At 60.2% G+C, this 22,787-nt stretch carries 21 protein-coding genes and 1 pseudogene; 12 read left to right on the forward strand and 10 right to left on the reverse strand.

What is annotated here, in order from left to right:
* Positions 1-179: 179 nt before the first annotated feature.
* The 4 genes from KRR23_RS08435 to KRR23_RS08450 form a co-directional block, all read right to left on the reverse strand.
* Positions 180-1,136: an AraC family transcriptional regulator gene (locus KRR23_RS08435; protein ID WP_216742127.1), complete on the reverse strand. Its 957-nt coding sequence runs from the start codon at positions 1,134-1,136 to the stop codon at positions 180-182.
* A 155-nt stretch (positions 1,137-1,291) separates the two neighbouring features.
* Positions 1,292-2,221: a catechol 1,2-dioxygenase gene (catA, locus tag KRR23_RS08440; RefSeq protein ID WP_216742128.1), complete on the reverse strand. Its 930-nt coding sequence runs from the start codon at positions 2,219-2,221 to the stop codon at positions 1,292-1,294.
* A gap of 51 nt (positions 2,222-2,272) precedes the next feature.
* On the reverse strand, positions 2,273-2,563 hold the full coding sequence (gene catC / locus KRR23_RS08445; RefSeq protein ID WP_054597129.1) for a muconolactone Delta-isomerase: 291 nt from the start codon (positions 2,561-2,563) through the stop codon (positions 2,273-2,275).
* Positions 2,564-2,573: 10 nt separating this feature from the next.
* Complete coding sequence (locus KRR23_RS08450; protein ID WP_216742129.1) at positions 2,574-3,722, reverse strand: muconate cycloisomerase family protein; 1,149 nt, start codon at positions 3,720-3,722, stop codon at positions 2,574-2,576.
* Positions 3,723-3,849: 127 nt separating this feature from the next.
* Between KRR23_RS08450 and KRR23_RS08455 the strand changes: the two genes are divergently transcribed.
* Positions 3,850-4,740 (forward strand): LysR family transcriptional regulator, encoded by an 891-nt coding sequence (locus KRR23_RS08455; protein ID WP_216742130.1) that lies wholly within the window; start codon positions 3,850-3,852, stop codon positions 4,738-4,740.
* Between the two features lie 31 nt (positions 4,741-4,771).
* On the opposite strand, the gene rnhA is transcribed toward KRR23_RS08455, so the two are convergent.
* Together rnhA and KRR23_RS08465 are read right to left on the reverse strand one after the other, a co-directional pair.
* Positions 4,772-5,224 (reverse strand): ribonuclease HI, encoded by a 453-nt coding sequence (gene rnhA / locus KRR23_RS08460; RefSeq protein ID WP_019690633.1) that lies wholly within the window; start codon positions 5,222-5,224, stop codon positions 4,772-4,774.
* A 91-nt stretch (positions 5,225-5,315) separates the two neighbouring features.
* Positions 5,316-6,074 carry a class I SAM-dependent methyltransferase gene (locus KRR23_RS08465; protein WP_216742131.1) on the reverse strand — a complete coding sequence of 253 codons (759 nt, stop codon included), beginning with the start codon at positions 6,072-6,074 and terminating at the stop codon, positions 5,316-5,318.
* Positions 6,075-6,139: 65 nt separating this feature from the next.
* Here KRR23_RS08465 and gloB point away from each other — a divergent pair, with 65 nt between their 5' ends.
* From gloB to fabI, 8 genes are all read left to right on the forward strand, one after another.
* Positions 6,140-6,907, forward strand: a complete 768-nt coding sequence (gene gloB / locus KRR23_RS08470) for a hydroxyacylglutathione hydrolase (RefSeq protein ID WP_216742132.1) — start codon at positions 6,140-6,142, stop codon at positions 6,905-6,907.
* Between the two features lie 99 nt (positions 6,908-7,006).
* A complete protein-coding gene (locus KRR23_RS08475; protein WP_216742133.1) occupies positions 7,007-8,440 on the forward strand; it encodes a transglycosylase SLT domain-containing protein in 1,434 nt (477 codons plus the stop codon).
* Positions 8,441-8,693: 253 nt separating this feature from the next.
* Positions 8,694-10,523, forward strand: a complete 1,830-nt coding sequence (locus KRR23_RS08480) for an extracellular solute-binding protein (protein WP_216742134.1) — start codon at positions 8,694-8,696, stop codon at positions 10,521-10,523.
* Positions 10,520-12,361: an extracellular solute-binding protein gene (locus KRR23_RS08485; RefSeq protein ID WP_216742135.1), complete on the forward strand. Its 1,842-nt coding sequence runs from the start codon at positions 10,520-10,522 to the stop codon at positions 12,359-12,361. The genes KRR23_RS08480 and KRR23_RS08485 overlap by 4 nt, the downstream gene beginning before the upstream one ends.
* Position 12,362: 1 nt before the next feature.
* Positions 12,363-13,436: a microcin C ABC transporter permease YejB gene (locus KRR23_RS08490; protein WP_216742136.1), complete on the forward strand. Its 1,074-nt coding sequence runs from the start codon at positions 12,363-12,365 to the stop codon at positions 13,434-13,436.
* 1 nt (position 13,437) lies between these two features.
* Positions 13,438-14,457, forward strand: coding sequence for an ABC transporter permease (locus KRR23_RS08495; protein ID WP_054597120.1), 1,020 nt, complete (start codon positions 13,438-13,440; stop codon positions 14,455-14,457).
* Between the two features lies 1 nt (position 14,458).
* A complete protein-coding gene (locus KRR23_RS08500; RefSeq protein ID WP_216742137.1) occupies positions 14,459-16,069 on the forward strand; it encodes an ABC transporter ATP-binding protein in 1,611 nt (536 codons plus the stop codon).
* Positions 16,070-16,088: 19 nt separating this feature from the next.
* Positions 16,089-16,883, forward strand: a complete 795-nt coding sequence (gene fabI, locus KRR23_RS08505) for an enoyl-ACP reductase FabI (RefSeq protein ID WP_216742138.1) — start codon at positions 16,089-16,091, stop codon at positions 16,881-16,883.
* Between the two features lie 131 nt (positions 16,884-17,014).
* Here the strand turns inward: fabI and KRR23_RS08510 are convergent, their stop codons facing one another.
* Positions 17,015-17,869 (reverse strand): LysR family transcriptional regulator, encoded by an 855-nt coding sequence (locus tag KRR23_RS08510; protein ID WP_216742139.1) that lies wholly within the window; start codon positions 17,867-17,869, stop codon positions 17,015-17,017.
* Between the two features lie 114 nt (positions 17,870-17,983).
* On the opposite strand from KRR23_RS08510, the gene KRR23_RS08515 reads away from it, so the two are divergent.
* Positions 17,984-18,409, forward strand: coding sequence for a VOC family protein (locus KRR23_RS08515; RefSeq protein WP_216742140.1), 426 nt, complete (start codon positions 17,984-17,986; stop codon positions 18,407-18,409).
* Positions 18,410-18,445: 36 nt separating this feature from the next.
* On the opposite strand, the gene KRR23_RS08520 is transcribed toward KRR23_RS08515, so the two are convergent.
* The 3 genes from KRR23_RS08520 to KRR23_RS08530 are packed head-to-tail and all read right to left on the reverse strand — an operon-like array spanning position 18,446 to position 21,658.
* Entirely contained in the window at positions 18,446-19,024 is a 579-nt protein-coding gene (locus KRR23_RS08520) for a hypothetical protein (protein ID WP_216742141.1), read from the reverse strand.
* Between the two features lies 1 nt (position 19,025).
* Complete coding sequence (locus KRR23_RS08525) at positions 19,026-21,194, reverse strand: xanthine dehydrogenase family protein molybdopterin-binding subunit (RefSeq protein WP_216742142.1); 2,169 nt, start codon at positions 21,192-21,194, stop codon at positions 19,026-19,028.
* A 2-nt stretch (positions 21,195-21,196) separates the two neighbouring features.
* The gene (locus tag KRR23_RS08530; RefSeq protein WP_054598315.1) at positions 21,197-21,658 is read right to left on the reverse strand and encodes a (2Fe-2S)-binding protein; all 462 of its coding nucleotides are present in this window, start codon (positions 21,656-21,658) and stop codon (positions 21,197-21,199) included.
* A gap of 139 nt (positions 21,659-21,797) precedes the next feature.
* On the opposite strand from KRR23_RS08530, the pseudogene KRR23_RS29055 reads away from it, so the two are divergent.
* Both KRR23_RS29055 and KRR23_RS08535 read left to right on the forward strand, forming a co-directional pair.
* Positions 21,798-21,908 (forward strand): annotated as a pseudogene (locus KRR23_RS29055) (VOC family protein); the annotation flags it as partial.
* Between the two features lie 37 nt (positions 21,909-21,945).
* Positions 21,946-22,779, forward strand: a complete 834-nt coding sequence (locus tag KRR23_RS08535; protein WP_216742143.1) for an AraC family transcriptional regulator — start codon at positions 21,946-21,948, stop codon at positions 22,777-22,779.
* Positions 22,780-22,787: the final 8 nt, after the last annotated feature.

The following is a 22,787-nucleotide window of genomic DNA, read 5'->3' on the forward strand; positions in this document are numbered from 1 at the left end:
GAGTTTTGCTTGCTCTGTGTACTTCCCCATGACACCCCCAAAGGTTGTGTCCAACATTTGGGGGTCAGTTCACTCTGCGTGGGAATGCAGCCAGTGACGCTCCGCGTCACATGCCGAAGCGGACGCAGAGCGTCCAGTGAGGCATTCCCACGCCGAGCGTGGGAACGATCACGCCGAGGTCAGTGCCGGCGCTTGAGGGTGTCCGACGGCAATTCGCCGAACTGCTTGCGGTAGCTTTCGGAGAATCGCCCCAAGTGCAAAAAGCCGTAATCCATGGCCAGTTCGGTCACATTGCGCACTGTGCAGGTCGGGTCGCCCAGGCAAGCATTGACCCGCTCGAGCTTTTTCTGCCGGATGTAGTTTTTTGGGGTGGTGGCCGCATTGCGCTGAAACAACCCATACAGCGAACGCAGGCTCATCTGTGCCTGACGCGCCAGCTCTTCGCTGCAAATGTCCTGCTTGAGGTTGCGTTCGATGTAGTCGGCGATCAACTCGAAGTTCGCTGACTGCGAACCGAGACCGAGGCGCCTGACGTTGGTTTTCATCAGGCTGAGCATCTTGCTCACGACAATGTGCGCGTAATGCTCCTGAACACGGGGCATGCGCTCGGTCGCTTCAGCTTCCTGGCAAACCATGCCCAGCAGATTGACGAAGCCTTCAAGCTCATCCAGTTGGTAGCGGTTCTCGAGAAACCGCACGCCCTGCCCCGGGTGCAACCAGCGTTGCTCCTGGCACACCGATTCGAGCAGGCTGGCGGGCATTTTCACGATGAATTTTTCGCAATCGTCGGAGTACGTCAGGTCCACCGGATCGTCCGGGTTGATCAGCAGCAACTCACCGGGCGCAAAGTAGTGTTCCTGCCGATGACCGCGCCACAAGCAGTTTCCGCGTAACAGCACTTGCAAGTGGTAGAGGGTTTCCAGCGCTGGCGAGGTCACCCGCACACTGCCGCCATAGCTGATACGGCACAGGTCGAGGCTGGCGAATTTACGGTGATTGAGACTGGCCTGAGGGTTGCCGCTTCTGGGTAAGCGGATGCAATGGTTGCCCACGTGCTGATTGACGTAGCCCGACACCGCATAGGGATCGGCCTGCTCAAACACTCTGCTGCGCTCACTCAATAGATGCGCTTGCATAACCGCTCACTCTAATTGTAATTATCGGCTGCGGTGCGGGCGCTATTGGGCACGCACCCCAGGAAAATCAGGCCTGGCCATTCTATGCGAGCCGCGACAAAGCGGAAGACCACGAGATAAACGGTCAGTTATCCCGTGGCCTGGGCCCGCGCTGATCAGTCTTCCAGTGCGCGCACTCGCTCGTGACGATGTTGCTCTTGCGGTTGCGCCGACGACTGCAGGGTGAAATCGAATTCGATCTCGGCAAAACGTCCGCTGACACCATGCTCACGTGCACGTTGCTGATCGTCACTGAAGGTGATTTTGGCGATCAGTTCGTCGCGGGTGGCGTAGGCGAAATCGTCGTGCAGGTACTTGTCACCGTCCAGGTTGATCTGGGTGGTCAGGTGGCGATGGTCATGCGCCGAGATGAAGAAGTGGATGTGCGCCGGACGCTGGCCATGACGACCCAATTGATCGAGCAGCTGCTGGGTCGGACCGTCCGGTGGGCAGCCGTAGCCCGACGGCACGATGCTGCGAAAACGATAGCGACCTTCGGCATCGGTGACGATCCGGCGACGCAGGTTGAATTCAGACTGGCTGCCATCGAAGTACGAATAGGTGCCGCCGGTATTGGCGTGCCAGACATCCACCACGGCGCCGGCCAGTGGCTGGCCTTCGGTATTCTTGACCTGGCCCTGCATGAACAGCACCACGCCCGGATCAACGCCGTCGTCCAGCCGTGCTTCACCGTTGGACAGCGGTGCACCGGCGACATACAGCGGGCCTTCGATGGTGCGCGGGGTGCCACCGGTTTTACCGGCCTGCGCGTCTTCGGCATCCATCAACAGGTCCAGGTAGTGTTCCAGGCCCAAGCCTGCAACCAACAGGCCCGCTTCTTGGCGCGCGCCCAGTTCGTTCAGGTAGTTGACGGCTTTCCAGAACTCTTCCGGGGTCACTTCGAGGTCTTCGATGATGTTCACCGAGTCACGCAGGATGCGGTAGATCAGCGCTTTGGCGCGCGGGTTGCCAGCGTCGTTGAGCAGGCCACTGGCTTCTTCGAGAAACTTCTGGGCGCTGGCAGTATGGGAAATTTTGGCGTTCATGATTAATCCTCATCTTGTATTTATTAGAGTACAGAACTGGCAGGCAACGGCTCAGCGATCATCCTCATGAATAGAGGAAGGATGCCTGCACATCGCGTTCACTTCGATAGCCATGTAGGGGTAAAGCGGCAGTTGCATCAGCAGGTCGTGCAGTTCCTGCACGCTGTCGACGTCGAACACGCTGTAGTTGGCGTAAAGCCCGGCGATACGCCACAAATGGCGCCACTTGCCCTGCTGTTGCAGGCGCTGGGCCAGGGCCTTTTCGTCGGACTTGAGCCGAGCGGCGCGCTCCGGGTCCATATCGACCGGCAGGTTCACGGTCATCTTTACGTGAAACAACATGCTGTTCTCCTCAGGCGGAATAAATGGCAGTGGAGGTTTTGTCGCGGCAGAAAAACGCCAGCCGCTCTTCGTCCAGGCTCAGGCCAAGGCCGGGGGCCTGGGAAACATGCAAATGGAAATCGCGGTAAACCGGCGGCTCGCTGAGGATGTCTTCGGTCAGCAACAACGGGCCGAACAGCTCGGTGTCCCAACTCAGCTCGTTCAACGTGAGGAAGGCATGGGCCGAGGCCAGCGTGCCGATCCCGCCTTCAAGCATGGTGCCGCCGTACAGGCCGATGCCTGCCGCTTCGGCAATCGCCGCAGTACGCAACACCGCGCGGGGGCCGCCATTTTTGGCGATCTTCAGCGCAAACACCGAAGCCGCGCCTTCACGCGCCAGGTTGAACGCATCTTCCACGCACTCGATCGACTCGTCCGCCATGATCGGTGCCGGGCTCATCGCGTTGAGGCGCACCATGCCGGCACGGTTGTTGCGCGAGATCGGCTGTTCGATCAGGTCGATACCATTACCACCGAGAATCCGGCAGGCTCGCAGCGCCACCGCTTCGTCCCAGGCCTGGTTGACGTCGACGCGCACGCTGGCGCGGTCGCCCAAGGCCTTTTTGATCGCAATGACGTGAGCCAGGTCGCGGTCGACTTCGCCGGCACCGATCTTCAACTTGAAGATCCGGTGACGACGCAGGTCGAGCATCTGCTCGGCTTCAGCTATGTCCTTGGCGGTATCACCGCTGGCCAGCGTCCAGGCCACTGGCAACGAGTCGCGTACACGGCCACCGAGCAACTCACTGACCGGCAGCCCAAGGCGTTTGCCATGAGCATCGAGCAAAGCGGTTTCGATGCCGGATTTGGCAAAGGTATTGCCGCGAATACTGCGCTCCAGGCGCAACATCGCCGCATTGATGTTGCAAGCATCCTGTCCCAGCAGCAGCGGCGCAAAGTGCTTGTCGATGTTGGTCTTGATGCTGTCCGGGCTTTCATTGCCGTAGGCCAGGCCACCGATGGTGGTCGATTCGCCGATGCCTTCGATACCGTCGGCGCAACGTACGCGGATGATCACCAGCGTCTGGTTCTGCATGGTGTGCATCGCCAGCTTGTGCGGGCGGATGGTCGGCAGATCGACGATGATCGTATCGATCGATTCAATGGCAGAAGAAAGCATGTCGATACCCGTCAGGTTCTTGAAGTTCTGTGACGGATTCTCGTACGGCTTTTTTCAAGGTTCCAATATAGAATTGGTCTGGATCGATACCTTAAAGGTATTCACCATCGTCGACTGTGGAGGGCTCATGGAGCTGCGTCATCTGCGTTACTTCCAGGTGCTGGGTCAAACCCTGAATTTCACCCGCGCCGCCGAACGCCTGCACATCGCTCAGCCTCCCTTGAGCCGGCAGATCCAGCAACTGGAAGATGAACTCGGGGTGATGTTGCTGGAACGTGGCAGGCCATTGCGTCTGACCGAAGCCGGGCGGTTTTTCCTTGAGCACTCCAGCGCCCTGCTTGAGCAACTGAGCAAGGTCTGCGACAACACCCGACGTATCGGCCTGGGTGAAAAGACCTGGCTGGGTATCGGTTTTGCCCCTTCGACCCTCTATGGCGTGTTGCCCGAACTGATTCGCCGACTGCGCAGCAACGAGTCGCTGGAACTGGAGCTCGGCCTGTCGGAAATGACCACGCTGCAACAGGTGCAAGCGCTCAAGGCGGGACGTATCGACGTTGGCTTCGGGCGGATTCGTATCGATGACCCGGCAATCATTCAAACCGTTTTGAATGAAGACCGTCTGGTGGCTGCCCTGCCCGCTGGCCATCCACTCTTGGCCGGCCCCATCAGCCTCACCGAGTTGGCCAATGAACCGTTCGTGCTGTATCCCGGCAATCCCCGCCCCAGCTATGCCGACCATGTGATCGCGCTGTTCGAGTCCTACGGGGTGAGCATCAAGGTCGCGCAATGGACCAACGAACTGCAAACCGCCATTGGCCTGGTGGGCGCCGGTATCGGCGTCACGCTGGTGCCGGCCTCGGTACAGTTGCTGCATCGCGACGACATTGGTTTCACGCCGGTACTGGAAACCAATGCCACATCGCCGATCATCCTGAGCCAGCGCGTCGGCGATGTCTCGCCGGGATTGAATCATTGCCTGAAAATGATCGAAGCCTTGCGTACGCGCGATCCGAAATGATCGCCCTGTGCGTTCGTGGTGACCCGGCGCGTCAGTCCTGCTTGTAGCCCCGAACGTCGTCGACGCCACGGTTGGCCAACTGGTCGGCGCGTTCGTTACCGGGATGCCCGACGTGGCCGCGTACCCACTTCCAGGTAACGTTGTGGCGGTTGACCTGCTCGTCGAGCTGCTTCCACAGATCAGCATTCTTCACTGGCTCTTTCGCAGCAGTTTTCCAGCCGCGCTTCTTCCAGTTGACCATCCATTCGTTGATGCCTTTCATCACGTATTGCGAGTCGGTGACCAGCAATACGTCGCAAGAACGCTTGAGCTCTTCAAGGCCACGAATCGCACCCATCAGTTCCATACGGTTGTTGGTGGTATTGGCTTCGCCGCCCCAGAGTTCCTTTTCAACGCCCTTGCACACCAGCAGTGCGCCCCAGCCGCCGGGGCCAGGATTGCCCTTGCAGGCGCCGTCGGTGAAGAGTTCTACGCTATCGCTCATGCCAACCTATCCAGAAAATGTCTGTGGCTGCCGATCAATGATCGACAACGCCCAAGGCCGGGCAAGCCCGGCCGGGAAAATAAAATGCTTATTACGGCTCGCTGTGGCGTCGATTGACCTTGGCCATCGGCAGCGGGATCAACTTGCCCATAGGCTCGCGGCGCACCTGGCGGACCGGTCGCAAGCCGACGACGATCTTGCGCGCCACCAATAAATAGAAACCGCCACCGGACAGCTGCCAGTCACCGGCCTTGCGTTCCCAACCGGCCAAGCGGGCTTGCCACGCCGGGGACGCAAGCGGCGGACGATAGCACCCGAAGCGGCGTTTCTCCAGTGCAAACCCCAGCAGGTTGAGCCAGTCGGCGACCCGCGACGGCGAAATGCAGCGCGCCTTGCGCATGGCGTCGCTCGCAAACATGTGGCGCAGCCCCCAACTGCTCCAGGGGTTGATCCCGACAATCAGCAAGTGCCCGCCGGGACGCACCGCGCTGGCGGCTTCACGCAGCAGACCGTGCGGCGACAGGCAGAAATCCAGACCGTGTTGCATCACCACCACGTCGGCGGCGTGCTCACTGATCGGCCAGGCCTGTTCTTCGCAGACTATTTCCACACCCGGCAGCGGCGCTCCCAGACGGACATTGCGCTGCACCTGCTTCGCCGCCGGTGGCGCTTCGGCCGAAGGACCGTAATGCACCAGATACCCACCAAAGAAACGCCCCAGTTCGTCTTCGAGCATCCGGCGTTCTTCATTCAACAAAAATTGGCCGATGGGACCTGACAGCCACTCGCGAGCGGCGCTGATCAATGCCAGCCAGTCAGGATCAGCCTGAGCGAACGCTTTATCGGTCATTGCATTCTCCAACTCGCCAAGAAGCTCTAAGATGCACCATTGTTTTCCGCTTGGCGAATCCTGCGATGATACAGATCAGTGCCCTTCCCGCCTTCACCGACAACTACATCTGGTTGTTACAGGATCACCGCAGCCAGCGCTGCGCCGTGGTCGATCCGGGTGATGCCGCCCCCGTGCAGGCCTGGTTGGCCATGCATCCGGGATGGCAGCTCAGCGACATCCTGGTCACCCATCACCACCATGATCACGTCGGCGGCGTCGAGCGACTCAAAAAAGCGACGGGCGCCACCGTCTACGGCCCGGCCAGCGAAAACATCCCCGGACGTGACATCGCCCTCAACGATAATGATCGCGTCAGCGTACTCGGCTTAGAGTTCGACGTGTATGCGGTGCCGGGCCACACACTGGGTCATATCGCTTACTACCATCAGGGGCTGCTGTTCTGTGGCGACACCCTGTTCGCCGCCGGTTGCGGACGCCTGTTCGAAGGCACGCCGGCACAAATGCACCACTCCCTCAGCCGCCTGGCCGCGTTGCCCGAAGACACGCTGGTGTACTGCACCCACGAATACACCCTGAGCAATCTGCGCTTTGCCGCGGCTGTCGAGCCGAACAACCCGGACATTGCCGAGCGTCTCGAGAAAGTCTCCCAATTACGCGAGTCGGGTAGCATGTCGCTACCGTCGACCCTGGCGCTGGAGAAACTTACCAACCCTTTTCTGCGTACTGGCGAAACATCTGTTAAAGAAAAAGTAGACGAACGGAATGGCCAGGATAACCGGGCTCCGAGTGAGGTTTTTGCGGCTCTTCGAGCGTGGAAAGATACGTTCTAGAGAGGGCCACTATTGGTCCAAAAATTCTGAATGGTTGACCGCACCCCGTACGCTTTCTAGAATCGCCCGACATTTTTGCCCGGAACTAACTTCCAGCCAATGTCGTCATCTATTCGTAAATCCATCAATTCAGACGCATTGACCCGCTTGGCTCAAGCCATCGCGGTGGCTGTGTCCGCCACCCTGGCGGGCTGCCAAAGCACCAGTCAGGTGCCACAAACCGACGTGGCACATACGCTTCCCACCCGGACCAAACAAAAACCTATCTGGCTCAACGAGAAACCAAGCCCACAAGCCGCGCAGGACGTCTGGGAGCGCATGCGCCAGGGCTTCCAGTTGCAGGACGGGCTGGGCGTCAACCCGCGCATCGAGCAACAGCGCCTGTGGTTCGCCAGCAATCCATCGTTTCTGCAAGGCGCCAGCGAACGTGGCAGCCTGTACATTCATTACATCGTCGAACGCCTTGAAGAACGCAACATGCCGCTGGAACTGGCGCTGTTGCCGGTGATTGAAAGCGCCTACAACCCGATGGCCTATTCGCGCGCCGATGCGGTCGGCCTGTGGCAGTTCATCCCGTCCACCGGGCGTTACTTCAACCTGCGTCAAACCCGCTTCTACGACGGCCGTCGCGACATTACCGCATCGACCATCGCGGCGATGGACTACCTGACCCGCCTGCACGATATGTTCAACGGTGACTGGCTGCTGGCCCTGGCGGCCTACAACGCCGGTGAAGGCACGGTCAGCCGGGCCATCGAGCGCAACGAAAAGCTCGGCCTGCCAACCGACTACTGGAACCTGCCACTGCCGGCGGAAACCCAGGCCTATGTGCCCAAGCTGCTGGCCTTGTCACAAGTCGTGCTGTCGCCAGAAGCCTATGGCGTGAACCTCAACCCGATTGCCAACCAACCCTATTTTGAAGTCGTCGAAATCAACCAGCGCATGGACCTGTCCAAGGTTGCCGCGGTGGCCAATATCGACGAAGACGAACTGTTCCAGCTCAACCCGGCCTTCAAGCAACGCACCACCATCGACGGTCCCCAGCACTTACTGGTGCCGACGTCCAAGGCGCAGTTGCTGACCGCCAGCCTGTCGACCATGAAACCCGAAGAGCTGATCAGTCAGCGTCCGCTCAAACCGGTTTTCGAAGGTGCAGACGACCGCGAGCTGGCAACGCTCAAGCGCAGCTACCGGGTCAAGCGCGGCGACAACCTGACGCAGATCGCCAAGGCCAACAAGGTCGAGGTCAAGGACCTGCAACACTGGAACAAGCTGAACGGCAAGGACCTCAAGGTTGGCCAGACCCTGGTGATGCGAGACACCAGCAAGAGCAAGCGTAGCGGTGGACGCATCAGCACGGTGGTTGCGGCCAACAACAAGAAGCAGACCCAATACAAGGTCAAGCAAGGCGACTCGCTGTACATCGTTGCCAAGCGCTTCAACGTTGAGATGCAACACCTCAAGCGCTGGAACCCACGTGTTGGCCAGGCCCTCAAACCTGGGCAGGTGCTGACGGTTTCTTCCCCGCGTTAAGACAGCCCGCGGCCGGGCTTTTGTGGTGAGGGGGCTTGCCCCCGTTGGGCCGCGAAGCGGCCCTGAAACATTCTTCACCCCCGCACATCGAGCCAGCCGTATTTGCGACGGCTGCGCCGTCGAACGGGGGCAAGCCCCCTCGCCACAGGAATTGCCGCCTGTTGAGTGCTTTAATTCCCTACCTTTTTCCTGTCGATACAAGCTGTTACTGTACGGTCCACAAAGCCCAAGCCGCCTGGACCGGATCTCTGCCTTGATACGTCCCCTCCTGCTCCTAATCAGTCTGGCCTTGAGCTTCCCCGCAAGCGCAACGATCAGCGAAAGCCATGGTTATGCGCAGTTCGGCACACTCAAGTACCCGGCCAAATTCACCCACTTCGACTGGGTCAATCCGCAAGCGCCCAAGGGCGGTACATTGCGGGTCATGGCGTTTGGCACCTTCGATACGCTCAACCCCTACACCTTCAAGGGCACCAGCCCGGTCGCAACCCCGAACTTTCTGCAGTACGGCATCAACGAGCTGAACGAACCGTTGATGGTCGGTACGGGGCAGTACGCGCCGTCCGGCGATGAACCCGCCTCCAGTTACGGGTTGATCGCCCAGTCTGTCGAATACAGCGAAGACCGCAGCTGGGTAGTGTTCAACCTGCGCCCACAAGCACGCTTTCACGACGGCACGCCGATCACCGCCTACGACGTCGCGTTTTCCTATCGCTTGCTGCTCAAGGAAGGTCATCCGCAATACCGCACCAATCTTCAGGAAGTGCAACGGGTCGACATTCTGAACCCACAGCGCATCCGCTTCGTGTTCAAACGTGCCGGTAATCCGTTGCTGATCCAGCGCCTGGGCGAGTTGCCGGTGTTGCCGCAGCATTACTGGGAAGGTCGCGACTTCAAGGCGACCACCTTCGAACCGCCGCTGGGCAGTGGCCCTTACCGCATCACCGAGGTTCAGCCGGGGCGGCAACTGGTGTTCGAGCGGGTCAAGGATTACTGGGGCAAGGACCTGCCGGTCAACCGCGGCAAGTACAACTATGATCGCGTTGAAGTCGAGTTTTATCGCGACAGCGACGTGGCGTTCGAGGCATTCAAGGCCGGCGAGTTCGATATCTACATCGAGCACCAGGCCAAGAACTGGGCCAATGGCTACAGCTTCCCGGCCGTGCGGCGTGGCGAGGTGATCAAGGCGCAGATCGACCACCAGATTCCAACCCAGACCCAGGGCCTGTTCATGAACACCCGGCGCAGTACGTTCGCCGACGACAAGGTGCGTGAAGCCCTGGGCTTGATGTTCGACTTCGAATGGACCAACCGCGCCCTGTTCAGCGGTGCCTACAAACGGGCCATGAGCTATTACCCCAACAGCGAGTTCACAGCCACAGGCGTACCGGTCGGCCATGAATGGCTGATGCTCTCGCCCTACCGCGATCAGCTCCCCGCCAAGCTGTTCACCGAGCCCTTCAGCCTGCCGCAGACCGACGGCCGCGGCATCCCCCGGGAAACCCTGCGCCGGGCGCTGGGTTTGCTCGCCGAGGCTGGCTGGAAACTCAATGGCCAGCGCCTGCAGAATGCTGTCGGGCAGCCACTGCGTTTCGAGATCCTGCTGGTCAATCCGAACCTGGAGCGCATTCTCCAGCCCTACGCCGAGAACCTCGCCAGTATCGGCATTGACGCGCACCTGCGCACCGTCGACCGTGCGCAATACAAGCAGCGTCTGGACCAGTTCGATTTCGACATGATCCTGATGACCCTCGACCAGACCCTCAGCCCCGGACTTGAACAGTGGCAGTACTTCCACTCGAGCCAGGCCTCGGTCAAGGGCAGCAAGAATTACGCGGGCGTTGCCAACCCGGTGGTCGATCATTTGCTGGAACAACTGCTCGCGGCAAAATCCCGCGACGAGCAACTGGCGGCCGGCAAAGCGCTGGACCGGGTGCTGCTGTGGCAGCACTACTGCATCCCCAACTGGTATATCAATTATCATCGCCTGGCGTACCGCAACCGGTTCGCCTTCGTCACCACACCGCCCTACTCCCTGGGGCTGAATGCGTGGTGGCTGAAGACTTTGGAGAAAGCCCAATGATGCGTTTGCGTACCCTGCTGGGTCTGGTCTTTGCGGGGCTAGCCTGCACGGCCCACGCTGCCCCGCAGCACGCCTTGACCCTGTACAACGAGCCGCCGAAATACCCGGCCGATTTTAAACATTTCGACTACGTGAACCCGGACGCGCCCAAGGGTGGGAGCTTCCGTCAGGCCGGCGCCGGTGGCTTCGACAGCCTCAACCCGTTCATCAGCAAGGGCGTACCCGCCGGCGATATCAGCCTGATCTATGACACGCTGGCCAGACAGAGCCTTGACGAACCCGTCACCGAATACGGCCTGATCGCCGGCAAGATCGAGAAAGCTCCAGACAACACGTGGGTGCGCTTCTACCTGCGCCCCGAGGCACGGTTCCACGACGGCCACCCGGTACGCGCCGAGGATGTGGTGTTCAGCTTCCAGACCTTGATGAAAAGCGGCTCGCCGCTGTATCGCGATTACTATAGCGACGTCGACAACGTGATCGCCGAGGACCCGTTGCGGGTGCTGTTCACCTTCAAGCACACCAGCAACCGAGAGCTGCCGCTGATCCTTGGACAGCTCTCGGTATTACCCAAGCACTGGTGGGAACACCGCGACTTCAGCAAGGGCAATCTGGAGATTCCGCTGGGCAGCGGCCCGTACAAGGTCAGTGAGGTCAAGGCCGGACGTTCGATCCGCTATGAGCGGGTCAAGGACTACTGGGGCAAGGACCTTCCGGTCAATCGGGGCTTTTACAACTTCGACACCATGAGCATCGATTACTACCGCGACAACACCGTCGCGCTGGAAGCGCTGAAGGCCGGACAGTTCGATTACTGGCTGGAGATGACCGCGAAAAACTGGGCCAACGCCTACAACATTCCGGCCGTCACCGAGGGTCGCCTGATCAAGGAACAGATCCCAAACGGTAACCCCACCGGCATGCAGGGTTTTGTCTTCAACCTGCGCCGCCCGATATTCCAGGACGTGCGTGTGCGCCAGGCCCTGAGCCTGTTGCTGGATTTTGAATGGACCAACAAGCAACTGTTCAACGGCGCCTACGCGCGCACCCGCAGCTACTTCGAAAACTCGGAAATGGCCGCCACCGGTCTGCCGGATCAGGACCAACTGGCGATCCTCGATCCGTTCAGAGGCAAAATCCCCGAGCAGGTCTTCAGCGAAGCGTTCCAGAACCCGGTGACCGATGCCAGCGGAATGATCCGCACCCAGCAGCGCAAGGCCTATCAACTGTTGCAGGAAGCCGGCTGGCAGATCGTCGACGACAAGATGGTCGATACCAATGGCAAACCGGTCAGCATCGAATTCCTGCTGGCGCAGACCGAGTTCGAGCGGGTGCTGTTGCCGTTCAAACGCAACATGAGTGACCTGGGGATCGAACTGGTGATTCGTCGGGTCGACGTGTCGCAGTACATCAACCGCGTGCGCTCGCGCGACTTCGACATGATGGTCGGCAGCTTCCCGCAGTCCAGCTCACCGGGTAACGAACAGCGCGAATTCTGGAAGTCCGAAAGCGCCGACAAACCCGGCAGCCGCAACTACATGGGCCTGAAAGACCCGGTAGTCGATCAACTGGTCGAAGAGCTGATCAACGCCGACTCGCGCAAAAGTCTGGTAGCCCATACTCGGGCGCTCGACAGGGTGTTGCAATGGGGCTACTACGTGATCCCCAACTGGCACATCGATACCTGGCGCGTGGCTTACTGGAATCACATTGGCCACCCGAAAGTCTCACCGACCAATGACGTGGGCATTTCCACCTGGTGGATCAAGCCCGACGCTAAACCTGCGATCGAAGTGCTGACCAAAGAACAAGCCGATCCTGCGGGCATGGAGCAATAAGATGCTGGCGTATATTTTTCGGCGACTGTTGCTGATCATTCCAACCCTGTTCGGCATTCTGCTGATCAACTTCGTGATCATCCAGGCCGCCCCCGGCGGCCCGGTGGAACAGATGATCGCCAAGCTCGAAGGCTTCGAAGGCGCTACCAGCCGCATTGCCGGCGGCGGTGCCGAAGTCTCGGTAGCCGGTTCCAGCTATCGCGGCGCGCAGGGCCTGGACCCGGCGCTGGTCAAGGAAATCGAGCACATGTACGGCTTCGACAAGTCGGCGCCGGAACGCTTGTGGATCATGATCAAGAACTACGCCACCCTGGATTTCGGCGACAGCTTCTTCCGGGACGCCAAGGTCATCGACCTGATCAAGGAAAAGCTGCCGGTGTCGATCTCCCTCGGGCTCTGGAGCACGCTGATCATGTACCTGGTGTCGATCCCGCTGGGAATCGCCAAGGCCACCCGGCACGGCAGCCACTTCGATGTCTGGACCAGTTCGGCGATCATCGTCGGCTATGCGATCCCGGCGTTCCTGTTTGCGATCCTGCTGATCGTGGTGTTTGCCGGCGGCAGCTACCTGGACTGGTTCCCCCTGCGCGGCCTGACCTCGAATAACTTCAGTGAATTGAGCTGGATGGGCAAGGTCCGCGATTACTTCTGGCACATCGCGCTACCGGTGACAGCACTGGTGATCGGTAACTTCGCGACCATGACCCTGTTGACCAAAAACAGCTTCCTCGACGAGATCAACAAACAGTACGTCGTCACCGCCAAGGCCAAGGGCCTGACCCGGCACCGCGTGCTCTACGGCCATGTGTTCCGCAACGCCATGCTGCTGGTGATCGCTGGCTTCCCTTCGGCCTTCATCGGGATTTTCTTCACTGGTTCGTTGCTGGTGGAAGTGATCTTCTCGCTCGACGGCATGGGCCTGATGAGTTTTGAAGCAGCGATCAACCGCGACTACCCGGTGGTGTTCGGCACCCTGTTCATCTTCACCCTGCTGGGGCTGGTGGTGAAACTGATCGGCGACCTCACCTACACCCTGGTCGATCCACGTATCGACTTCGAACACCGGGAGCATTGAGATGAACCTGTCCCCTCTCAATCGCCGACGTTTCGAACGGTTCAAGGCCAACAAGCGCGGCTGGTGGTCGCTGTGGCTGTTTTTGATCCTGTTTGGCGCGAGCCTCGGTGCCGAACTGATCGCCAACGACAAGCCGCTGGCGGTGCATTACGACGGCCAATGGTATTTCCCGGCGCTCAAGCGTTACCCGGAAACCACCTTCGGCGGCGAATTCCCGCTGGAAGCCAACTACAAGAGCCCGTACATCCGCGAACTGCTCAAGGCCAAGGACGCCTGGACTTTATGGGCGCCAATCCCGTTCAGCTACCAGAGCATCAACTACGACCTGAAAGTCCCGGCACCGGCACCGCCCTCGGCAGACAATCTGCTGGGCACCGACGATCAGGGCCGCGACGTACTGGCGCGGGTGATTTACGGCTTCCGGGTGTCAGTGCTGTTTGCGTTGACGCTGACCATTCTCAGTTCGATCATCGGCGTGATTGCCGGTGCCTTGCAGGGTTTCTATGGCGGCTGGGTCGATCTGGCCGGGCAGCGCTTCCTGGAGATCTGGTCGGGTTTACCGGTGTTGTACCTGCTGATCATCCTCGCCAGTTTCGTGCAGCCAAACTTCTGGTGGCTGCTGGGGATCATGCTGCTGTTTTCCTGGATGAGCCTGGTTGACGTGGTCCGCGCCGAGTTCCTGCGTGGGCGTAACCTGGAATACGTACGCGCCGCCCGCGCGCTGGGCATGCAGAACGGCGCAATCATGTTCCAGCACATCCTGCCCAACGCCATGGTCTCGACCATGACCTTCATGCCGTTCATCCTCACGGGCGCCATCGGCACCCTGACCGCGCTGGACTTCCTCGGCTTCGGCCTGCCGGCAGGCAGCGCATCGCTGGGTGAACTGGTGGCTCAGGGCAAATCAAACCTACAAGCGCCGTGGCTGGGCATGAGCGCCTTTGCAGTGCTGGCGCTGATGTTGAGTTTGCTGGTGTTTATCGGCGAGTCCGCTCGCGATGCCTTCGACCCGAGGAAGTGAAATGAATCAGGACAATCTGATCGAAGTGCGCAACCTCTCTGTCGAGTTTGTGGTCGGTGAGCGCGTGCAACGGGTGGTGGAAGGTGTCAGCTTCGACATCAAGCGCGGTGAAACCCTGGCACTGGTCGGCGAAAGCGGCTCCGGCAAATCGGTGACGGCGCACTCGATCCTGCGCCTGCTGCCCTACCCCTTGGCGCGGCACCCCACCGGCACCATCACCTACTCCGGGCATGACCTGCTGTCGCTGAAAGAGAAAACCATCCGGCACATTCGTGGCAACCGGATTGCGATGATCTTTCAGGAGCCGATGACCTCGCTGAACCCGCTGCACTCGATCGAGAAACAGATCAACGAGGTGCTCGGCATTCACAAAGGCCTGACCGGTAAGGTCGCGACCCAGCGCACCCTGGAGCTGCTGGAACTGGTGGGCATTCCCGAGCCGCACAAACGGCTCAGGGCCCTGCCCCATGAATTGTCCGGTGGTCAGCGTCAGCGCGTGATGATCGCCATGGCCCTGGCCAACGAACCGGAACTGCTGATCGCCGACGAACCGACCACCGCACTGGACGTGACGGTTCAGCTGAAAATCCTCGAACTGCTCAAGGAGCTGCAAGCCCGTCTGGGCATGGCCCTGCTGCTGATCAGCCACGATTTGAACCTGGTCCAAAGAGTCGCGCATCGCGTATGTGTCATGCAGAAGGGTTGCATCGTCGAACAGGCGTCGTGCGAAGAGTTGTTCCGCGCGCCGCAGCATCCTTACACCCGGGAGCTGCTGGCAGCGGAACCTCGAGGCAACCCGGCAACCAATGTCATTGGCCCGCCGTTGCTGCAAGTCGAGGACCTGAAAGTCTGGTTCCCGATCAAAAAAGGCTTTTTGCGCAACACCGTCGATTACGTCAAAGCGGTGGACGGAATCAACTTCAGCCTGCCTCAGGGACAGACCCTGGGCATCGTCGGCGAGAGCGGTTCGGGCAAGTCCACGCTGGGTCTGGCGATTTTGCGGTTGATTGCCAGCAAAGGCGCGATCCGTTTTGAAGGCAAGTCGTTGGATTGCCTGTCGCAGCAACAGGTAAGGCCGCTACGGCGGGAAATGCAGGTGGTGTTTCAGGACCCCTTCGGTAGCCTGAGCCCACGGATGAGCGTGAGCCAGATCGTTGGCGAAGGCCTGCGGATACACCGGATCGGTACAGAGACCGAGCAGGAACTGGCGATTATCGCGGTACTCAAGGAAGTCGGTCTGGACCCGGCAACCCGGCACCGCTATCCCCACGAGTTTTCCGGCGGACAACGGCAGAGAATCGCCATTGCCCGAGCCCTGGTGCTAAAGCCGGCGTTGATTTTGCTGGACGAGCCGACCTCGGCCCTCGACCGCACCGTGCAACGCCAAGTGGTTGAACTGCTGCGCTCACTGCAAAGCAAGTACAACCTGACGTATCTGTTCATCAGCCATGACCTGGCGGTGGTTAAAGCGCTGAGTCACCAGTTGATGGTGATCAAGCACGGCCAAGTGGTCGAACAAGGTGACGCGCAAGGTATCTTTGCCGCACCGCAACATCCCTATACACAGCAGTTGCTGGAGGCCGCTTTCCTGGCACCAGCCACTGCGCAATAACCTGAAAGAGGAGCAACACATGGGTTTTCTCGCCGGTAAGCGCGTACTGATCGTCGGTGTCGCCAGCAAGCTGTCCATCGCATCCGGCATCGCTGCCGCCATGCATCGCGAGGGCGCTGAGCTTGCCTTCACTTATCAGAACGACAAACTCAAGGGTCGTGTCGAAGAGTTCGCACAAGGCTGGGGTTCGAACCCTGAGCTGTGCTTCCCGTGCGATGTGGCCAGCGATGAAGAAATCGCCAGGGTTTTCGAAGAGCTGAGCAAAAAATGGGACGGCCTGGACTGCATCGTGCACTCCGTTGGCTTCGCTCCAGGCGACCAACTGGACGGCGACTTCACCGAAGCCACCACCCGTGAAGGTTTCCGCATCGCTCACGACATCAGCGCCTACAGCTTCGTGGCCCTGGCCAAAGCTGGCCGCGAGATGATGAAAGGCCGCAATGGCAGCCTGCTGACCCTGTCGTACCTGGGCGCCGAGCGCACCATGCCGAACTACAACGTAATGGGCATGGCCAAGGCTTCCCTGGAAGCTGGCGTACGTTACCTGGCCGGCTCCCTGGGCCCGGAAGGCACTCGCGTCAACGCGGTATCGGCTGGCCCGATCCGCACCCTGGCCGCTTCCGGCATCAAGAACTTCCGTAAAATGCTGGCCGCCAACGAAGCGCAAACGCCGCTGCGTCGCAATGTCACCATCGACGAAGTCGGCAACGCCGGCGCCTTCCTGTGCTCGGACCTGGCCTCCGGCATCAGCGGCGAAATCATGTACGTGGACGGCGGCTTCAACACCACTGCCATGGGCAACATCGAAGAGTGATCTTCGCGCGTTAACAAGAAACCCGCCGATGGCGGGTTTTTTGTACCTTGTGCAAATCCTGTAGGAGCCTGGCTTGCCAGCGATAGCGTCCGCGAGATCGCCATCGCTGGCAAGCCAGGCTCCTACAGAACCTAAACCAGACACCGCGCAAACAACTGCTGGATCGGTTGTGTACGCTGGCTGTAGCGCTGTAGCAGCACAATCTCCCGATAAAACGTCAGTTCGCCCAACGAGATGATCCTGACTTTCGCCCCGTACTCAAGCCAAAGCCCCGCCTGGGGAATCAACGCCACGCCCAGCCCGCACTCGACCATTTTCACAATCGCTTCCAGCTCATCCAGCTCCAGCGCGACTTTGACCTCGATCTGCTGCTCGCGCAGAAAGCGTGTCACCAGCCGTCCACCAAACGAGTTGCGGTCATAACGCACCTGTGGATGCGTGCTGAGCACCTGCAACGGATCCTCGCCTTCAAGGTCCGGCGGCACGATCAACACAAACGGCTCCTGCCGAATCACCTGGGCCGACAGTTCCTTGGGCAACTCAAAGGGTGGCTTGATCAGGATCGCCAGATCAAGTTCGCCAGCGTCGACCTGACTCAACAGGTTGAGTGACACGCCGGGCACCAGTTTCGGCTCGAGCAACGGCGCCTGCTGCCGCAAGCGCAGCAATGCCTGGGGCAGCAAACCGGTTTGGGCGGTCGCCACAGCGCCGACCCTCAATTCGCCGCGAAACTCGCTGACGTCGTCACTCACGGCCATGCGCTGAAAGGTTTCGAGGATTTCCCGGGCCATCGGCAACGCTCGCTGCCCAGCCGCGTTGAGGATGGCCTGACGCCCGGTGCGGTCAAACAGGCGAATACCCAGCGCCTGCTCCAGGTTGCGCATTTGCGCGCTGACGGCCGACTGCGTGAGGCCAATGTGCATGCCGGCTGCGGCGAACGTGCCATAGCGAGTCACTGCGATGAAGGTTTTCAGTTCACGCAGCATGAGCGCCTCGATTGATCGATTTAATTTGAGCTGGAGGCAAAAATTATCGTCTTTTAATCAAAAATCACAAGACTAGAATCAGCTCAACTCTCCTGTCATCGAGGCTTGAACACCATGCGTCTCTCCCCTTTTCATCTGGCCATCCCGGTGTATGACCTTACAGCTGCGCGGCTTTTCTATGGCCAGGTGTTTGGCCTGGAGGAAGGACGTTCAAGCGAACATTGGGTGGACTTCAACTTTTTCGGTCACCAATTGGTCATCCACGAACACCCGAAAACCGCCACCCAGGAGTCCGCCCACACCAATGCCGTGGACGGTCACGACGTACCGGTCCCGCATTTCGGCGTGGTGCTGTCGATGGAGGAATGGGAGTCCCTGGCCGAACGGCTCACATCACTGGGCACGCGTTTCGTGATCGAGCCCGGTATCCGCTTCAAAGGACTGGTGGGCGAACAGGCGACGATGTTTCTGTTCGACCCGTGTGGCAACGCGCTGGAGTTCAAGGCGTTCAAGGACATCGACCAGCTGTTCGCCAAGTAACCTTCAGCGTCATACCGGCCTGCAAGCGGATCCCGCCTAGCTCCCCGCCACCGGACATGGCCCACCCGCCTCTGCCCACAGCTTGAACTGGGTGACAAAAATATCGTGAGGCACCGGCACCGGAGTCCTGTTGCCACCGGGATTCCAGCCCCAGAGCACCAGTTTGTCGTCGCTGACATGGGTGATCAGCGCGGCAAAATCACGGTCGCCGTTGCTCGAACGATCCTTGATCATCTGGCACAGCCGGTCGGCCGGCAAGCCGATCCAGGCCATTTTGTGCGCAGCCGATGGCAGCCCCCAATGCGGTGCACCGGGTGGCGCGTGGGGGCCGTAGCTGGCAGGCGGATTGCTGTCGGCGTGGCAGGTCGCACAGGGTAGCCCCGCCGCTCCCTTGCCGTCAGTGCCACGAACCACGTTCATGGCATGCGGTTTCCCGGCGTCGAACTGCAAGGGCGAGTCACCGGGGATATGGCAGTTCTGGCAGCGCGGGCTCTGGAACACCTTCTGCACCGTGGCAAACGCCGCCAGTGCGGCTTGATCGTCGGCAAACAGCTCAGAGGCGTAACCACCGCCCCCAAGCAACAACAACGCGCCCAGAAGCAGATGCCGCCTCATCTCACACCCCCGCCAATTGCAGCGGCAGTTCGCGCAAGCGTTGCCCGGTCAGCGCAAACACCGCATTGGCCACCGCCGGCGCCGTCGGTGGCACCCCGGTCTCGCCGATACCGCCCGGCTTTTCAGTACTGGGGACGATGTGCACCTCGACCACCGGCATTTCATTCAGGCGCAACACCTGAAAGTCATGGTAATTGGACTGCACCACTTTCCCGTCCTTGAAGGTCAGCTTGCTGTGCAAGGTGAACCCCAGGCCAAAGGTGATAGCGGATTCCATCTGCGCGGCGATGCTCGCCGGGTTCACCGCAATCCCGCAATCGACCGCACAGACCACCCGGTGCACACGGATCTTCAGGTTGTCCTGGGACACCTCGGCGACCTGCGCAACGTAACTGCCAAAAGACTCATGCACCGCCACACCCAACGCGTGCCCCGCAGGCAACGGCGCCTTCCAGTTGGCCTTCTCCACCGCCAGGTTCAGCACGCCCAGATGTCGCGGATGATCCTTGAGCAAGGTCCGCCGGTACTCCACCGGGTCCTTGCCGGCCGCCGTGGCCAGTTCATCGATCAATGACTCGACGACAAACGCCGTGTGAGTGTGCCCCACAGAACGCATCCAGAGCACCCTGATGCCGGTTTTCGGCGAATGCAGATCGACCAGATGGTTGGCCAGGCCCTTGATGTAAGGGCTGTCGGCCACACCTTCGACCGAGGTGGCATCGACGCCGTTTTTGACCATCGTCGCTTCGAATGAGGTGCCGTCCATGATCGACTGCCCGACCAGTACGTGCTGCCAGGCCTGAGGCATGCCCTTGGCGTCCAGGCCAATGCGTGCGTGATGGAGGAACGCCGAGCGGTAGTAACCACCGCGTATGTCGTCCTCCCGCGACCAGACAGTTTTCACTGGCGCACCGGCCGCTTTGGCGACTTGCACTGCTTCACTGACAAAGTCCGAGGTCGGATTGGCTCGACGACCAAAACCGCCACCGAGGAATTCGGTATGAATCTCGACCTGCTCGGGTTTGAGCCCGGTGATTTTCGCCGCGACCATTTGATCCAGCGTTTGAAACTGGGTGCCGGTCCAGATTTCGCATTTGTCCGGGGTAATTTTTACCGTGCAGTTGAGCGGCTCCATCGGTGCATGGGCCAGGTAGGGAACGCTATATTCAACATCAATCGTCTTCACCGCCTTGCTCAGCGCGGCACTGATATCGCCCGCCTGGCTGGCCGGGGCCCCGGGGACTGCGGCAAGTTTTCGGAAGTTTTGCAGCAAGGCGTCGCTGTCTAGCCCAGCGTTGGGGCCCAGGTCCCAGTCGATTTTCAACGCATCGCGACCGAGTTTCGCCGCCCAATAATGATCGGCCACCGCCGCTACGCCCGTCGGCACCTGCACGACTTTATGCACGCCCGGCAGTGCCAGCGCCGCCGCGCCGTCGAATGATTTGACACTGCCACCGAACACCGGCGAGCGCGCGACCATGGCCGTCAGCAACCCATCGAACTGCACGTCCATGCCGAATTTCGCCTGGCCGGTGATTTTTTCCGGGGTATCCAGCCGTTTGGTCGGTTTGCCGATGATCTTCCAGTCCTTGGCCTCCTTGAGTTTGATCGATGCCGGATCCGGCACCGGCAGCTTGCCGGCGTCATTGGCCAACTCACCGTAAGTGGCGCGCTGATCACCGGCGATCACCACGCCCGGCTCGGTCCGTACTGTCGAGGGCGCGACGTTGAATCGCTTGGCGGCGGCCTCGATCAGCATCAAGCGCGCGGCCGCACCGGCCTGACGGTAGCGGTCGAACTCCATCCAGGTCGAGGTCGAGCCGCCGGTAATCTGCATGTTACCGAAGGCTGGCAGACCATAATCGGCCGCCGATGCCGGTGCATGCTCGACGCGAATCTTCGTCCAGTCGGCATCCAGTTCTTCGGCAATCAACATGGTCAGACCGGTCCAGATCCCCTGCCCCATCTCGGAGTGCCCCAACAGAATGGTCACGCTGCCATCGGGCGCGATGCGCAAAAAGGCGTTGGGGGCGAACACCGCGTCCGGCGTCGAAGCCGCCTGAGCAAAGCGATTGGCTCCCGGAATGACAAACGCCACCACCAGCCCTGCACCGAGCACGGCAGTGCTTTTCAAAAAGTCCCGTCGAGAAGTCTCGATCTTCGTGCTCATCGTCATGCCTCCCCGATTTGCGCAGCACGTTTGACCGCCGCACGAATACGCGGGTAGGTCCCGCACCGACAGATATTGCCCGACAGCGCCTGATCGATATCGCTGTCGCTCGGCGATGGGATTTTCGCCAATAAAGCCGCCGCCGACATGATCTGCCCCGACTGACAATAACCGCATTGCACCACGTCGATCTCGGCCCAGGCGCGCTGCACCGGGTGCGAACCGTCGCTCGACAAGCCTTCGATGGTGAGGATTTTCTGGCCATTGGCGACGGCCGCCGCCGGGGTGATGCAGGAGCGTAACGGCGCGCCGTCGACATGCACCGTGCAGGCGCCGCACTGCGCCATGCCGCAGCCGAACTTGGTACCGGTCAAGTGCGCGACATCGCGCAATACCCACAACAGCGGCATGTCGCCGGGCACGTCCAGGGATTGGTCTTTGCCATTGATATTGAGCGTCAGCACGGCGGTCTCCTCAGTCACTCACGATGTCCTTTCAGGGCGTCACTGCGGCAACGACTGCCTACGCGCGCCTCGGTTTATCCATTGAGCTAAGCGCAATTTTCCCGAAGCCTTGGTTTGCGCGACCGCCGGTCACAAAAAAATGATGAACGATAGAGATTCGAACGAATCCCGACGCGCCATGCAGGCCATGTTGAAGATGAAGAAGATCGAGATCGCCACACTTGAGCGGGCCTTTAATGGCGAGAGCTAATACACTCCCCCCACTGGACTGCCAAAGGACGCTGCAGATGAAACACGCCACTGCCAAGGATGCCGACAAAGCCCCACGTTTCTGGCGCGATGACGCACTGCCCTTCATCGAAGCCCGTTCCATCGCCGACGGCCGCGAAGTCTGTTATGCCCGACACTCCCACGAGCAGTTTTCCATCGGTGCGATTACGCACGGGCGCAGCACCTATCTGCATGAGCAGTCTGCATTTGAAGTCGGCACCGGCACCGTGGTGCTGATGAACCCCGGCGACGTGCATGCCTGCAACCCGATCGACGATCAGCCGTGGTCCTACCGCATGCTGTTTATCGATACGCCCTGGCTGACCGACCTTCAGCATCAGCTGGGCTTCAGCGAGGAGTTGGGCTTTCGGCGCTTTTCCACTACCCACTGCGCCGACGCCGGCCTTTTTAGCGGGCTCAATCAGCTGTACGACGTTCTGCTCGACGAACAGCTGGAGACGCTGCAAAAACACAGCGCCACCATAGCGTTTTTTACCGAGGTGCAGCTAAAGCTCAATCCGGCCGAACTGACCGTTCGCGAGCCCAACCTGAAGCTGGAACGAGCAGCCGAGTACATCCGCGACAACTGCACCCTGGCGCTGAAACTCGAAGACATCTGCGAGGCGGCAGATCTGTCGGCGTCGTACCTGATCCGTGCTTTCAAGCAGCATTACGGCATGACGCCCCACGCGTTTCTGGTCAACCATCGCATCCAGTTCGCCCGCAGCCAACTGCGTCGGGGCAAGTTGATTGCCGACGTGGCGCTGGAAGCCGGGTTCTCTGATCAGGCACATTTTCAGCGAGCGTTCAAACAGCATTTGGCCGCGACGCCGGGGCAGTATCGCGGTTGAAGCCCGAG

This window comes from Pseudomonas sp. CVAP#3, assembly GCF_018986375.1.
GTDB classification, from domain to species: domain Bacteria; phylum Pseudomonadota; class Gammaproteobacteria; order Pseudomonadales; family Pseudomonadaceae; genus Aquipseudomonas; species Aquipseudomonas helvetica.

Bases quoted from the DNA above. Each gene is read 5' to 3' on its own strand.
- KRR23_RS08465 (WP_216742131.1), bottom strand. From the start codon at position 6,074: ATGACCGATAAAGCGTTCGCTCAGGCTGATCCTGACTGGCTGGCATTG.
- KRR23_RS08450 (WP_216742129.1), bottom strand. From the start codon at position 3,722: ATGCTTTCTTCTGCCATTGAATCGATCGATACGATCATCGTCGATCTG.
- KRR23_RS08535 (WP_216742143.1), top strand. From the start codon at position 21,946: ATGAAACACGCCACTGCCAAGGATGCCGACAAAGCCCCACGTTTCTGG.
- KRR23_RS08490 (WP_216742136.1), top strand. From the start codon at position 12,363: ATGCTGGCGTATATTTTTCGGCGACTGTTGCTGATCATTCCAACCCTG.
- catC (WP_054597129.1), bottom strand. From the start codon at position 2,563: ATGTTGTTTCACGTAAAGATGACCGTGAACCTGCCGGTCGATATGGAC.
- KRR23_RS08510 (WP_216742139.1), bottom strand. From the start codon at position 17,869: ATGCTGCGTGAACTGAAAACCTTCATCGCAGTGACTCGCTATGGCACG.
- KRR23_RS08500 (WP_216742137.1), top strand. From the start codon at position 14,459: ATGAATCAGGACAATCTGATCGAAGTGCGCAACCTCTCTGTCGAGTTT.
- KRR23_RS08515 (WP_216742140.1), top strand. From the start codon at position 17,984: ATGCGTCTCTCCCCTTTTCATCTGGCCATCCCGGTGTATGACCTTACA.
- KRR23_RS08435 (WP_216742127.1), bottom strand. From the start codon at position 1,136: ATGCAAGCGCATCTATTGAGTGAGCGCAGCAGAGTGTTTGAGCAGGCC.
- gloB (WP_216742132.1), top strand. From the start codon at position 6,140: ATGATACAGATCAGTGCCCTTCCCGCCTTCACCGACAACTACATCTGG.
- KRR23_RS08475 (WP_216742133.1), top strand. From the start codon at position 7,007: ATGTCGTCATCTATTCGTAAATCCATCAATTCAGACGCATTGACCCGC.
- KRR23_RS08520 (WP_216742141.1), bottom strand. From the start codon at position 19,024: ATGAGGCGGCATCTGCTTCTGGGCGCGTTGTTGTTGCTTGGGGGCGGT.
- KRR23_RS08495 (WP_054597120.1), top strand. From the start codon at position 13,438: ATGAACCTGTCCCCTCTCAATCGCCGACGTTTCGAACGGTTCAAGGCC.
- fabI (WP_216742138.1), top strand. From the start codon at position 16,089: ATGGGTTTTCTCGCCGGTAAGCGCGTACTGATCGTCGGTGTCGCCAGC.
- KRR23_RS08485 (WP_216742135.1), top strand. From the start codon at position 10,520: ATGATGCGTTTGCGTACCCTGCTGGGTCTGGTCTTTGCGGGGCTAGCC.
- KRR23_RS08525 (WP_216742142.1), bottom strand. From the start codon at position 21,194: ATGAGCACGAAGATCGAGACTTCTCGACGGGACTTTTTGAAAAGCACT.
- rnhA (WP_019690633.1), bottom strand. From the start codon at position 5,224: ATGAGCGATAGCGTAGAACTCTTCACCGACGGCGCCTGCAAGGGCAAT.
- KRR23_RS08455 (WP_216742130.1), top strand. From the start codon at position 3,850: ATGGAGCTGCGTCATCTGCGTTACTTCCAGGTGCTGGGTCAAACCCTG.
- catA (WP_216742128.1), bottom strand. From the start codon at position 2,221: ATGAACGCCAAAATTTCCCATACTGCCAGCGCCCAGAAGTTTCTCGAA.